This is a genomic window from Marinobacterium rhizophilum (assembly GCF_024397915.1).
GTDB classification, from domain to species: Bacteria; Pseudomonadota; Gammaproteobacteria; order Pseudomonadales; family Balneatricaceae; genus Marinobacterium_A; species Marinobacterium_A rhizophilum_A.
Window position 1 is genome coordinate 2,817,111 of the sequence record NZ_CP073347.1, and the last position, 12,856, is coordinate 2,829,966.

Consider the following 12,856-nt stretch of genomic DNA (forward strand, 5'->3'; position numbering starts at 1 on the left):
CTGCATGACCGGCCTGCGGGACCGCTCAGCGTCACCCTGGCCCGGGCCTAAGCGTTAACCCAACGGTTGCGTCAGACATTCCACGAAGAAGCGTTCGGACGGCGACAGTACATGATTGGTGCGTTGCATATAGCCCACCGACAGGCGCGATGCCCGGCCGCTGAAGGATTTCGACACCAGCAGACCGCTGGCAAGGTCTGCGAGAAAAAGCCCTTTTGGCGCCAGCATCAGATGATCGGTCTGGGCCAGCAGCGAACGGGAAAACAGCATGGAACTGCATTCCAGCGAGTTATCTGGGAAGCCGATCTCCAGCAAGTTGAAGCACTCGGCCACCAGCGGTCTGATGGCCGAATTACGCAGCGGCACTACCCAGGCAGCCCGGGCCAACGATTCCGGATCCAGGTTGTCGTGCCGCAGCAACGGGTGGTCATGACGGCCGAATATCAGCCACTCCTCCCGCTCCAGCACCGTACACTTGATGGTATCCGCCTCCAGGTCCGGGGCAATCCAGCCATAGGCAATGGACACGTCGCCCTTGCGCAGCATCTCGATAACATCCCGGTAGAGTCCATCCTTGAGCGCGACCTTGACGAAGGGCCGTTCCGCGCGCAATTGCCCGACGGCGGAGGTAAAGGCCTGATTGGATGCCAGCGGCAGGATACCGACGGACAGGGAGCCGCGACGCGCATACTTCAAATCCCGCAGGTCATTCCAGGCATACTCGGCGGCGGCCAGGATACTCCGCGCATGCTGGGCAAACAGTTCACCGTAGGAGGTCAGCTGCACACCCCGCGGCGACCGCTCCAGCAACGGAGCTTCAACGGTCGTCTCCAGGTCCCGCAGAATCGCCGAGATGCTCGGCTGCGCGATCGATAGATGTTCCGCCGTCTTGCGCAGGCTGCCAAATTCACACACCTTGTTGAAAATAAACAGCTGCCGCAGACTGACGCGCTGCAACAGGAAATCCTGCGATGTCATGGCCTCGGCCGGCCGATTCGATTGATTCACTGGCTGCCCCTGTAAAAGTCATCGCCGCGTGCGCAGTGCCTGCAGTGTAACGCGCTCTCTGAAAAACACTCGCCAAATACGAGAACGCCGGCACGAGGCCGGCGTCCTGATTCACTTCATTAACAACGTTCAGCCCGTGGCGACCATGCGCTCGGGGCGCAGCACTTCGCGCAGCTGCTCGGGTGCCATAAGCCCCTCTTCCTCCACCAGCTCCACCACGCTGCGGTTTTCCTGCAGCGCCCGCTTGGCGATGCGGGTAGCGTTCTCATACCCCAGGAACGGATTAAGCGCCGTAACGATACCGATGCTGTTGTGCACCATCGAGGCACAGTGTTCCTCGTTGGCGCTGATACCGACAATGCACTTTTCCTCGAACATCTGCATCGCCCGCTTGAGCAGGCGCATCTGTTCCAGGATGTTGTAAGCGATCAGTGGCTCCATGGCATTGAGCTGCAGCTGACCAGCTTCCGCCGCCATGCAGATGGCCAGGTCATGCCCCATGACCTGGTAGGCGACCTGGTTCACCGCTTCCGGAATCACCGGGTTGACCTTGCCCGGCATGATGGAGCTGCCCGGCTGCTGCGCCGGCAGGTTGATCTCGTTGATGCCGGCCCGCGGCCCCATGCTCAGCAGGCGCAGGTCATTGGCGATCTTCGACAGCTTGAGCGCCAGGCGCTTGAGCATGCTGGAGAACAGCACGAAGGCCCCCATGTCGGACGAGGCCTCGATCAGGTCCTCGGACTGGCGCAGCGAGATGCCGCTAATACGTGACAGCTGGGCAATGGCCAGGGCGCCGTAGCGCGGGTCGGCATTGATGCCGGTACCGATGGCAGTGCCGCCCAGGTTCACCTCGGTCAGCAGTTCCGACAGCGCGGCGATGCGGCTGATGTCCTCGCCCAGAGTACTGGCCCAGGCCCTGAATTCCTGCCCCAGGGTCATGGGCACCGCGTCCTGCAGCTGGGTGCGGCCCATCTTGATCACCTGCGCGAACTCCTCCGCCTTGGCGCTGAAGGCACCACGCAAGGAGACCAGCGAGGTCACCAGGTCGCCGTGACTGAGCAGAATGCTCAGCCTTACCGCGGTCGGGTAGGCATCGTTGGTGGACTGGGACAGGTTGACGTCGTTGTTGGGGTGCAGTGCCTGGTAATCGCCTTTCTCCCGCCCCATGGACTCGAGGCCGATATTGGCGATCACCTCGTTGGCGTTCATGTTGGTCGAGGTGCCGGCGCCGCCCTGGATCATGTCGACGACGAACTGGTCGTGGTAGTCGCCGCCGATAATCGCCTGGGTCGCGGCCTGGATCGCCCGGGCCTTCTCGGGTGCGAGCTGGCCCAGTTCGGCGTTGGCCTGGGCCGCCGCCTGCTTGACCATCGCCAGCGCATTGATCAGGCGCGGGAAGTGCGCCAGGGTGACGCCGCTGAGCGCGAAGTTGTTGCAGGCGCGCAGGGTTTGAATGCCGTAATAGGCTTCCACCGGCACGGGCAGCTCGCCCAGCAGGTCTTTTTCCAGCCGCACCGCGGCGACAGTCGGGTCCGACATTGAATGCGTCCTCTATAAGGTTGTCTATCGGGCAGAAAAAACCCGCCCGAAATCTTGAGGTGCGATATTCCGGACGGGTAGAAAAAGGGTAAAAGATGAATCGTAAATCGTTAAAAAGCACGAGCCACCCTGCAAGCTAAAGCGCACGCACATCCCTGTATCCGCGGCTGTAGGGTGGGTTAGCGGCGCAGCCTGTACGGTGTCACCACTTGGCAGCGCTGCTCGGGCGCCGTGTAACCCACCAGATGCTTCCGGCACGTCCACCGCTCCTGCACATCCCTGTGCTCGCGGTATTAATGCACCCAAGCACGTCCACCGCTCTCGCACATCCCTGTGCTCGCGGCTGTAGGGTGGGCTAGCGGCGCAGCCTGTACGGTGTCACCACTTGGCAGCGCCGTTCGGGCGCCGTGTAACCCACCAGATGCTTCCCGCACGTCCACCGCTCATGCACATCCCTGTATCCGCGGTATTAATGCATCCATGCACGTCCACCGCTCCTGCACATCCCTGTGCTCGCGGTATTAGTGCATCCATGCACGTCAATACAGCTTCTTCTGTGGGGGGCCGGCGAAGTTGAGCGGGCCGACCCGGTGCATGTCGACTTCGATCACCGCCGGGCCCTCGATGGCGATGGCGTCCCGGATGGCGGAATCAAACTCTTCGACCGAGCCCACCTGCCAGCTCGGCATGCCCATTGCGGTGCCGACATCCCGGTAGTTGGGGGTATGCAGTTCGTTGTAGTACTGCCGACCGTCGAAGTAGTTGTTCTGGATGCCGCGCATTACACCGTAGCCGCTGTCGTTCATGACGATCAGCACCAGGTCGGTGTTTTCCTGCACCATGGTGGCCATTTCGCCGATGCCGAGCATCAGGCCGCCGTCACCCACCAGACCCACGACCTTGCGGGTCGGGTTGGCAATGGCGCTGCCGATGGCGTGGGCCAGGCCCAGGCCGATGGCACCGGCCAGTGAGTGGATATTGCGGTTGGCCCCGTTAACCTCGAATAGGCGGCTGCCCCAGGTGCTGCCGGACATGGTGATGTCCCGCACCAGGATGCCATCCTCGGGCAGAGCGTCACGCAGTGCGTTGCAGATACCGGCATAGTTGCCCACCTGGTCGCTCAGGGCCGCCACCGACTGCTCAACCACAGTCGCAATGGCGCGGTCATAGTCCGCATCGACCTTTTCAGCCTCGCCCAGGGCATCGGCCAGGTACGCCAGCGCGACTTTGGCATCGGCGCAGATAAAACGGTCAGCACGGTAGTTGCGGTTCTGCGCCGCCGCGAAGGCATCAATCTGTACCAGCGGCTTGCCGAACTCCAGCGAGTAGGTCAGGGTCTCGTTGCTGCGCAGGCGCGAGCCCGCCACGATCACCAGGTCGCTGTCCTTGCACAGGTCCTTGAAGGACGCGCTGTTGTGAAAGGCCCGCAGGCTGCGCGGATGACTGTCCGGCAGGATGCCGCGACCGTGAGTGCTGGACACCACCGGCACCCCCTTGTCGGCCAGCGCCTTTACTTGCGCTTCACAGCCGGCGGCACCGCCACCGATCCACAGCAGCGGGCGTCTGGCGCTTTTCAGCTGCGCCGCCAGGCTTTCCAGCTCGGCGGATGCCGGCACCGGCAGCACGGCGGGCTCGATGGGGCCCAGATCCAGCGGCAGTTCGATGGTTGCGGCCTGTACATCGATGGGGATCTCGATGCTGACCGGGCCCATGGGGACGCTGCGGGCGACACGGATGGCTTCACGCACAATGCCGGCGGCACTTTCCGGATGGCTGATGCGGTACGCCGCCTTGCTGCTGGCCTTGAGGAAGGTCAGTTGGTCCCTGGCTTCATGGATAAAGCTGGCATCGCGGTCCAGGTATTCGCGCTCCACCTGGCCGGTAATATGCAGCACCGGGCTCGCGGCATTGCCAGCCTCAATCAGGGAGCCAATGGCATTGCCGGCGCCGGCGCCGGTGCTGGTCAGGGCCACGCCCAGACCTGCAAAGCGGGCATGGGCATCGGCCATGGTGACGCAGCCGGCTTCGCCGCGGGCCGGCACAAAGGCGATCTCGCCGCGACGGCCAATGGCATCGGCCACCGGCAGGTTATGGATGGAAATCACGCCGTAGACGTTGGCAACGCCATGGGCTTCTAGAATGCGGGCGACGACTTCGCCGACGGTAACTTGTTCAGACATCATATTCACCTGTTCTTGTTCGTAGGAGCTGCGCCTCGCAGCGAATGCTCCCGTGCCAAATTTGTTCGCCGCGGGGGCGCGGCTCCTACGGAAATATTATTCGGCCCAGGGGTTCGGCGTGTCGCTCAGCCCCAGATAGACGCTCTTCTGTTGCATGTACTCGAGCACGCCCAGGCGTCCCTTTTCGCGACCCAGACCGCTCTCCTTGAAGCCGCCAAAGGGCGCCGATATGGAGAATTTCTTGTAGGTGTTGATCCAGATGGTGCCGGCCTCCAGCTGGCGACCGATGCGCCAGGCACGGCGGAAATCCTCGCTCCAGATGCCGGCCGCAAGACCGAAGACGCTGTTGTTGGCGCGGGCCAGCAGGTCAGCCTCGTCATCGAACTTCAGCACCACCAGCACCGGCCCGAATATCTCTTGCTGACAGACGCTGGCCCCGTTATCCAGCCCGGCAATGATGGTTGGCGGGTAGTAGCTGCCCTGGGCCATGTGCCCCTCGGCCAGGCGGGTACCGCCACAGAGGATTTCGCCGCCCTCGGCGCGGGCCTGGTCGACAAAACCGGCCACCGACGCCAGGTGCGCCTCGCTGATCAGCGGTCCCATATGGGTGCCGGGCTCCTCCGGATGACCGACCCGCAAGTTGGCGGTCAATTCCAGCAGGCGGCCCATGAAGCGGTCATACACCTTGGCATGCACAAACAGGCGCGAGCCGGCGATGCAGGCCTGGCCCGAGGAGCTGAAGATGCCGTAAACGACACCCCTGGCCGCCAGCTCGATATCCGCATCCTCGAACACGATGGTGGGTGACTTGCCACCCAGTTCCAGCGACGTCGGAATCAGCTTTTCAGCGGCGACATGGGCCAGGTGGCGCCCGGTGCCGGTGCCGCCGGTAAAGGAGATCTTGCGCACCAGCGGGTGGGCCGCCAGGGCCTCACCCACCACCGAACCCCGGCCCGGCAGTACACTGAGCAACCCCTTCGGCAGGCCGGCTTCCTCGAACAGTTCGGCCAGAGCCAGCGCCGCCAGGGGCGTGGCATCGGCGGGCTTGACGATCACCGCATTGCCTGCCGCCAGTGCCGGGGCGATTTTCTGCATTTCGCTGGCAATGGGCGAATTCCAGGGCGTGATAGCGGCAATAACGCCCAGCGGCTCATGCACGCTCAGGGTCATGAACTCGCTCGAGCGCTGCGCCGGCAGCTGCTCATCCAGGGTTTCGCAGGCGGCGGCAAAATAGCGCGCAGTAGCCGCGGCACTCATGACCAGGCCGCGGGTTTCGGCCAGTGGCTTGCCGTTGTCCCGGGTCTGCATGGAGGCCAGTTCATCGACACGCTGGCTGATCAGGTCCGCCACGCGGTACAGCACCGCCGCCCGCTCGTGGGGCATGCGGTTGCGCCACTGCGGTTCGCGCCAGGCACGTTCCGCCGCCTGTACGGCCTCTTCCACATCCTCTGCACTGGCCGTGGCGATTTCGGCATTCAGGCTGCCATCGGCCGGAAAATAGGTCGCGCGCACCGGGCCGCCCCCCTGCTTCCACTGGCCGGCAATAAAGATAGGTTTGGTCATGATTATTCTCCTCGAAGCCCAAGGCTTCAGATCAACAGGGACGCGGTGCTGTGCCGGCACGCCCGGACAACGCTCAGCGCCGCCAGGGTCGACGTCTTGGGATTGCTCGGCAGCGGCAGGCCGCTCAGCTCGAGCTTCATTTCACCGAAACGGCCGCGGGCGCAGATCAGGTGCTGGTTGCGCTCGATTCCGGGGTCCGCCATCAGCTCGACCCGGGTATCGTCCATGCCGACACCGGCCAGGGCGATGGTCGCCGCCACATTGGCATTGGCCGGGAACCGCAATGCCGCCTCCCGGGCCGTGCCGCGATAAAACACCGTGGCTTCGGTAATGCTGTCCAGGTCGATCAGGGTTTCGGCCGGGCTGCCTTTCCAGCTTTTCGGGCTCTTGCGCGCGCAGTACACCACCTCATCCAGCCCCCCTTCTTTCGCCGCCGCCAGGCCATCGATACCGGCGATGGCACCGGCCAGCGCATGGATGCGGGCCCGGCCCGCCACCGCCGCGCTCTGCAGCCGGTCCAGCAGCGCATTGTCGGCAAAGGCACCGACCGAAATCACGCCCAGGTCCCAGCCCCGTGCCAGCACTGCCTCGCCGTGCTGACGAATTGCGCCCTGGCCGGCACATTCAACCACCAGGTCCGGCGTGCCGTTGCAGGCTTCGATATCACTGATCACCTGGACACCGGCGGCCACCTGGCCGCGCGCCGCCGCAACGCTAGTTACCGGTACCAGCAGCCACTGCAGGCTGAGGTCTTCGGGCAGCAGGGCGAGCACTTCGCGGGCCATGGCGCCAAAACCGATCATCATTAACTGTTTCATGCAGGCTTTCCTCAAAGATGCCGGTTAAAGCCGCCGGACACATCCAGTGCCGCGCCGGTGGTGAAAGACGCCAGGGGCGATGCCAGGAACACCAGCGCACGGGCCGGCTCCTCGGGCTTGCCCAGGCGGCCCAACGGGATGCCGCGCTTGGCGGCGATGGCGGCGATCCAGCTGTCCCAGTCCATGCTCTTGTCGCTGCGATCTTCGAAGCGACGGCGCCACTGGCCGGATTCCACCATGCCCAGCAGGATGGAATTGACGCGGATGCCCCTGGCGGCAAATTCGTGGGACAGCGAGTGGCTCAGGTTCAGCAGGCCCGCCCGTGCCGCCGAGGTGGCGATCATGTGGGGTTCGGGCTGCAACGCCAGCAACGAGTTGACGTTGGTAATGGAGGCGCAGTCCGAGGCTTCCAGCATGGGCTGGAAAGCCCTTACCGGGTTGATCACGCTGAACAGTTTCAGTTCAGCCTCGGCCAGCCAGTCCTCATCCGCCGTTTCGGCGAACGAACTGACACGGCCCTGGCCGGCATTGTTGATCAGGCAGTCGACGCCACCGAAAGCCTCCCGGACCTGGGCGGCAAAGGCCTCAACCTGGCCGCGGTCCAGCACATCGCAGCACAGCGACAGCATTTGACCCGCCGGAAAGGCTTCACGCATCAGGCGCTCGGACTCGGCCAGGCGCGCGGGATTGCGGCCGCACCAGGCGACTTTTGCACCTTCTGCCAGCAGCAGACGCACGGTTTCCAGACCGATGCCGGAGGAACCCCCGGTCACCACGGCAACCCTGGCTGTCAGGTTAAAGCTCATTGTTCGCCTCCAGTAATAACGGCCGGGCCCTGTAGCAGGACCTGTGCATAATCGTCGATGGCGGCGGCGAAGGCCGCCGGCGCATCGATATAGCTGGCGTGCCCGGCACCGGACAGCGCCACGTAGCGCGCCGCACCACAGTGCTGCGCCAGCGCCATTGCAGACTCAGGCGGCGTAATGCGGTCTTCATCACCACAGAGCACCCAAACGCTGCCCCGATAATCCGGCAGGTAACGCCCGATATCATCGTGGGCCAGCAGCCAGGACGCGGCGCTGAAACCGGCCAGGCCCAGGCGTCGCATGCCATCGGCCACCAACGCCACCTTGTCGTCACTGGCATCCGCCGCCAGCAGTGCCGGCGCGCGCTCCCGCGCCAGCCCCTCGGGCCCGAGCGCCTCAAGCAGGGCCGGGCGCTTGCGAAACACATCCTGCTGCGTGGCCGCGTCCGCCTGACCGTAGCCTTGAGCCGGATCCGCCAGCACCAGGCCCGCCAGGCGCTCGCCGTGCAGGCTGGCAAAGGCCGCTGCCTGCAGGGCGCCAAGGGAATGTCCCACCAGCAGCGGGCTTTGCAGCTCCAGCGCCTGTACCAATTCCAGCAGCGCCGCCGCATAGTCCAGCGCCGTCGGGGTATCGGTATCCAGCGCATCGCTGCCGCCGTAGCCCGGCGCATCCCAGGCGATCACACGAAAGCGGTCGCTCAGGGCCTCGAGCTGGCAGACCCAGGAGCCGGAGCCGGAACTGATACCATGCAACAACAGCAGCACCGGGCCTTCCCCCGCCTCGCGATACGCCAGGCGACGGCCATTGAGCTGCAGCGTTTGCAGCGGGAACTGGCTCAGCTTGTCGGTCAGAACGGACGCCATCCTCTTCAGCCCCGCTTGATCTGCGACAGCGGGTGATCCTCGGGGTAGGTCGGGATCTGCGGCCTGGGCGTACCCAGCATCACGCACATCAGCGCATCTTCCTGCCCCGGGTTGAACAGGCCACGGTAGATGCCGGGCGGGATCGAGATCAGGTCGCGCTCGCGCAGGGTCGTCTCGAAACGCTCGCCGTTGTGCTCGACAAAGAGGTTGATGGTGCCGCGCAGCATGAAGAACACTTCCTCGACATCGTCATGCACATGCAGCGGGCCTTCGCACTGGGCCGGCAGCATCATGGTCGAAAAGGTGAAGTGCTCGGCCTGTACGGTATTGTTGTCCGCCCCCACGCCGGTAGCACCGGTTCCCATGTAGCGCATTTGCGCACGGCGGTACTTGGGGTCGTAGTCGGCCTGGAATTTCAGGGCGTCGAAATCGTAGGTGCGATCCTCAAAGCGGGCAATGCGACCACCGAGCCAATCACCCAGGGACTTGTCTTCCGGCTTTACCCAACCTTCGAACTTAAGCGTCATTTTCGTATCCTCTCGCTTATTTAAGGCAGCAGTAACCCCTGCCTGCCCGGTACCGGGCAGGCGAAACAGCATGCGGGGTTCAGTATTTTTTCAGTAGCGGCAGTAGCACCAAGGAACCGATCACGGCAATGATCACCAGGAACATGATGCCATTGTCGAAGTTGCCGCTGCTGGTGACGATATAACCCATGATCACGGGTGCGGCGGCACCGGCAAAGTTGCCGAAACCGTTGAACACGCCACCGGCCGTGGCGCTGACATTATCCGGGCTGACCCGGCTCAGCAGGGCGAACACCGATGCCACCCCAAAACCCCAGCTCATGGCACTGACCGACATGGCCAGGATCGCCAGCAGCGGATCATTGATCTGCGGTACGGCGGCCATCGCCAGGCCCGCCAGCAGCAGCCCGCCGAACACCTGGGCGGCGCGCTTGCCGGTCTTGTCCGACAGAAAGGCTCCAGCGACTTCCCCAATCAGCATGGCCACAAAAGGCAGTGACGACAGGGTGCCAAACTCCTTCAGGTTGATGCCCTTGGCTTCGATCAGGTAGCTCGGCAGCCAGCCATTGAGGCCCCAGAGGTAGGTCAGCAGTGCGGTGTTGAACAGGCACACCGCCCAGAAGGCCGGAGCGCTGAACAGCAGGCGGCAGTTGGCCAGATGCTCCGACATACCCAGCCGGCGCTTGCCGGCATTGAGCTGGGCGCCGGTCTTGAGCTGCACATTGCGCAGACCCGAGATCACCACCATGACCACCACCAGGGTAAAGGCCGCCATGACAAAGAAGGTACTCTGCCAGCCATGATTGGCCAGTACGTAGGCGGTCACCGGAAAGCCGATCGCGGCACCCACCGGTGTTCCGAGCAGGAACATGGTGCTGGCACGGGCAATCTGATGGGGCTGGTAGCATTGCTTGACGATGGTATAGGCCAGGGCGAACAGCGGGCCTTCGGCAATGCCCAGCAGCACGCGCAGGAACAGCATCTCGGCGTAGCTGTCGGCAAAACCCATGGCGGCCATCAGCAGGCCCCACATCAGGATGCAGGCCACCAGGCATTTCTTGGGGTTGATCAGATCTCCCAGAAAACTCAGGAAGATCGACGAAAAGCCGTAGGCCAGCAGGAAGCTGGTCATCAGCCAGCCCAGCAGCGTCTTGTCGCTGCCAATCCCCATGGCATTCTGGAAGGCGGTATCGGAAAACAGCACGGCAATACTGATCTTGTCAAAAAAGGCCAGTACCACACAGAGCATCAGAATGGCGGAAATGGACCACAGACGGACGCTGGAGTTCGGTACTGCCAGGGGCTCCGCCGCCATGTCACCTTTAAGCGTTTGCATATTTTTCTACCCGTTTATTCTTGTGGGGTGCGCTAGCCGGCCTTTCAGGGCTTAAGCTGCATCAGATTTTGTGCGGGATCTGCCAGAATCTCAGCGGGCAGCTGCATCCTGGCCTTGATCCAGCGCTTGCCCAGCTTTATCAGTTTGGCATCGTTCACCGCGATCATCGACTCGAGCCGGTTGTCGGCACCCAGCCGGATAAAAGAGACCTTGCCGTCACCGCAGTCGCGGCGGATCTCGGTGCCCTCGCCGTTGCCGGGCGCGCCCAGGATCTGGATATTGCAGTGGTACTGATCCGACCAGAGCCAGGGCACATCGGCATAGGGCGTTTCCTGACCCAGCAGGGAGAGCGCCGCCGAAATCGCCTGGTTCTGGGCATTGGCCCAGGACTGGATGCAGTAACCCAGCTCAGGGTGGATGGCGACATCGCCGGCGGCATAGATATCGGGGTCCGAAGTCTTGCCGCAGGCATCGACCACCAGCCCGGAGGTGGTATCCAGGCCCGCTTCGCGACCGAGTTCCGAGGCAATTTCCGCCCCGGCCCCAACCACTACCGCATCGAACCGGCCCGCGGCAATCCCGTCCAGAGACAGCTGCACCGCACCCTGTTCGGTGCCGGCCAGGTCGATGGCGCCGCAGCTCAGGCGAACATCGACACCCTGGTCACTGTGCAGCTGATGCAGGAAATCCGACACATCCGGCACGACGCTGCGGGCACACAGACGCTCGCCCAGCTCGAACACCGTCACATCCAGGCCCTGCTTGCGGGCCGTGGCGGCCACTTCGAGACCGATCCAGCCGCCGCCGATGATCGCCAGTCGACGCCCCGGCAGCAGCGTTTCGCCCAGGCGCTTGGCGTCGGCAAGGGTGCGCACCGTGTGGACGCCGTCGATCTCGCTCCAGGCCCTGACCGGCACCCGGGCACGGCTGCCGGTGGTGAGCATCAGCTTGTCGTAACCCAGCACCTTGCCACTGGCCAGGCGTACTTCCCGGCGCACCCGGTCGATGGCCACCGCCGTATCCGGCTTGTGCCACTCGATGTTCATCGCCTCGATGACCTCGGAGGGAAACAGCTGAGTGGCGGCGGCATCCATTTCGCCGGCCAGCACCTGCTTGGACAGCGGCGGACGCTCGTAAAACACCTGATCTTCGTTGGAGACCAGGGCCAGCTCGCCCTCGAAGCCGTTCTGGCGCAGGGTATGGGCCGCCCAGGCGCCGGCCTGGCCGGCACCGATAATCAGAATGCGGGAAATGCGGTTAGTCATGAGGTTAACCTCCGGTTACGACCTGGCGACGGGTATTGCCGTCGAGACCACCCTCCACCGCCCACTCGGTGAAGAGCTCCAGGCGGTGTTCAAGGGTGCGGGGCTGCCAGGCTGCGGTCAGGTAGTCGTCGTTGGTGTAGTACTCGAAGGCACCGCCCAGCGGGCTGTTCACATACCAGAAGTAGGCCGAGGAGATCGGATGGCGCCCGGGGCCAATAAAGGTGGACCAGTCCTTGCGGTTCATCGCCATGCCGCCACCGATGACCTCGTGGATATCCCGCACGGTGAAGGCCACATGGTTCAGGCCGGCCGGCTTGCTGGGAACCTTGAGCAGGAAAAGATCGTGGTGGTGGCCCTCAGCGGCGGCACGCATGAAAACGCCCTTGCCGATGTAGCGGTCCGACACCTGGAAGCCCAGCTTTTCTCGGTAGAAAGCCTCGACGCCCTCGAGATCCTCGACAAAGAACACCACGTGACCGATACCGATGGGCTGGGCACGCTCGTACACGGGGCTCGGCGCATCGACGCGGCGGATATCACCGTGCTGATTGATGCCCGGCACCTCGAGTTCCACCGCCACCTGGCTGGACAGTTCAAACCGCAGCCACATGCCGTTGGGGTCCTGGCAGCGCACGGAGTCGGCATCGCGGGCAAAACCCGGCACATCCGCCAAACGCTCAGCCAGTGCATCGAGATCGGCCGCCTGTGCAACAGCCCACACCAGGGTACGCAGCGTGGAGCCCTGCTCGAAGGCCGGCGGCAGGCGGCTGTCATTGCTGTCGAACAGATAAAGACGGCTCTGGTTCTGGGTGCGGTACAGGTCCGCGTCCTGGATGTCGGAGGGGGCCGCGTCAAGACCGAAGTCCGCCAGAAAGCGGCGGGCCTTTGCAACATCCTCGACGCCGAACAACAGTTTTTCGATACCCTTGATAGTCATAAACTCATCTCTCC

Annotated in this window: 11 protein-coding genes; all 11 read right to left on the reverse strand. The window is 63.7% G+C overall.

Going from position 1 to position 12,856, the window contains the following annotated elements:
• Nucleotides 1-54 precede the first annotated feature (54 nt).
• The 11 genes from KDW95_RS12640 to KDW95_RS12690 all read right to left on the reverse strand — a co-directional run bounded on the left by KDW95_RS12640 (nucleotide 55) and on the right by KDW95_RS12690 (nucleotide 12,842).
• Nucleotides 55-1,008, reverse strand: coding sequence for a LysR substrate-binding domain-containing protein (locus tag KDW95_RS12640; protein ID WP_255852168.1), 954 nt, complete (start codon nucleotides 1,006-1,008; stop codon nucleotides 55-57).
• A 129-nt stretch (nucleotides 1,009-1,137) separates the two neighbouring features.
• Entirely contained in the window at nucleotides 1,138-2,547 is a 1,410-nt protein-coding gene (locus KDW95_RS12645) for an aspartate ammonia-lyase (RefSeq protein ID WP_255852169.1), read from the reverse strand.
• A 539-nt stretch (nucleotides 2,548-3,086) separates the two neighbouring features.
• Nucleotides 3,087-4,727: a thiamine pyrophosphate-binding protein gene (locus tag KDW95_RS12650; protein ID WP_255852170.1), complete on the reverse strand. Its 1,641-nt coding sequence runs from the start codon at nucleotides 4,725-4,727 to the stop codon at nucleotides 3,087-3,089.
• 96 nt (nucleotides 4,728-4,823) lie between these two features.
• Nucleotides 4,824-6,290, reverse strand: a complete 1,467-nt coding sequence (locus KDW95_RS12655; protein WP_255852171.1) for an aldehyde dehydrogenase — start codon at nucleotides 6,288-6,290, stop codon at nucleotides 4,824-4,826.
• A 26-nt stretch (nucleotides 6,291-6,316) separates the two neighbouring features.
• Nucleotides 6,317-7,108 carry an aspartate dehydrogenase gene (locus KDW95_RS12660; protein WP_255852172.1) on the reverse strand — a complete coding sequence of 264 codons (792 nt, stop codon included), beginning with the start codon at nucleotides 7,106-7,108 and terminating at the stop codon, nucleotides 6,317-6,319.
• Nucleotides 7,109-7,119: 11 nt separating this feature from the next.
• Nucleotides 7,120-7,914 carry an SDR family oxidoreductase gene (locus KDW95_RS12665; protein WP_255852173.1) on the reverse strand — a complete coding sequence of 265 codons (795 nt, stop codon included), beginning with the start codon at nucleotides 7,912-7,914 and terminating at the stop codon, nucleotides 7,120-7,122.
• Nucleotides 7,911-8,777 (reverse strand): alpha/beta fold hydrolase, encoded by an 867-nt coding sequence (locus KDW95_RS12670; protein ID WP_255852174.1) that lies wholly within the window; start codon nucleotides 8,775-8,777, stop codon nucleotides 7,911-7,913. The genes KDW95_RS12665 and KDW95_RS12670 overlap by 4 nt, the downstream gene beginning before the upstream one ends.
• Nucleotides 8,778-8,782: 5 nt before the next feature.
• A complete protein-coding gene (locus tag KDW95_RS12675; protein WP_255852175.1) occupies nucleotides 8,783-9,304 on the reverse strand; it encodes a cupin domain-containing protein in 522 nt (173 codons plus the stop codon).
• A 79-nt stretch (nucleotides 9,305-9,383) separates the two neighbouring features.
• Nucleotides 9,384-10,640, reverse strand: coding sequence for an MFS transporter (locus tag KDW95_RS12680; protein WP_255852176.1), 1,257 nt, complete (start codon nucleotides 10,638-10,640; stop codon nucleotides 9,384-9,386).
• Nucleotides 10,641-10,684: 44 nt separating this feature from the next.
• Nucleotides 10,685-11,905, reverse strand: coding sequence for an NAD(P)/FAD-dependent oxidoreductase (locus KDW95_RS12685; RefSeq protein ID WP_255852177.1), 1,221 nt, complete (start codon nucleotides 11,903-11,905; stop codon nucleotides 10,685-10,687).
• Between the two features lie 4 nt (nucleotides 11,906-11,909).
• A complete protein-coding gene (locus KDW95_RS12690; protein ID WP_255852178.1) occupies nucleotides 11,910-12,842 on the reverse strand; it encodes a VOC family protein in 933 nt (310 codons plus the stop codon).
• Between the last annotated feature and the right edge of the window lie 14 nt (nucleotides 12,843-12,856).

Bases quoted from the DNA above. Each gene is read 5' to 3' on its own strand.
- KDW95_RS12660 (WP_255852172.1), bottom strand. From the start codon at position 7,108: ATGAAACAGTTAATGATGATCGGTTTTGGCGCCATGGCCCGCGAAGTG.
- KDW95_RS12645 (WP_255852169.1), bottom strand. From the start codon at position 2,547: ATGTCGGACCCGACTGTCGCCGCGGTGCGGCTGGAAAAAGACCTGCTG.
- KDW95_RS12665 (WP_255852173.1), bottom strand. From the start codon at position 7,914: ATGAGCTTTAACCTGACAGCCAGGGTTGCCGTGGTGACCGGGGGTTCC.
- KDW95_RS12690 (WP_255852178.1), bottom strand. From the start codon at position 12,842: ATGACTATCAAGGGTATCGAAAAACTGTTGTTCGGCGTCGAGGATGTT.
- KDW95_RS12680 (WP_255852176.1), bottom strand. From the start codon at position 10,640: ATGCAAACGCTTAAAGGTGACATGGCGGCGGAGCCCCTGGCAGTACCG.
- KDW95_RS12650 (WP_255852170.1), bottom strand. From the start codon at position 4,727: ATGTCTGAACAAGTTACCGTCGGCGAAGTCGTCGCCCGCATTCTAGAA.
- KDW95_RS12670 (WP_255852174.1), bottom strand. From the start codon at position 8,777: ATGGCGTCCGTTCTGACCGACAAGCTGAGCCAGTTCCCGCTGCAAACG.
- KDW95_RS12685 (WP_255852177.1), bottom strand. From the start codon at position 11,905: ATGACTAACCGCATTTCCCGCATTCTGATTATCGGTGCCGGCCAGGCC.
- KDW95_RS12655 (WP_255852171.1), bottom strand. From the start codon at position 6,290: ATGACCAAACCTATCTTTATTGCCGGCCAGTGGAAGCAGGGGGGCGGC.
- KDW95_RS12675 (WP_255852175.1), bottom strand. From the start codon at position 9,304: ATGACGCTTAAGTTCGAAGGTTGGGTAAAGCCGGAAGACAAGTCCCTG.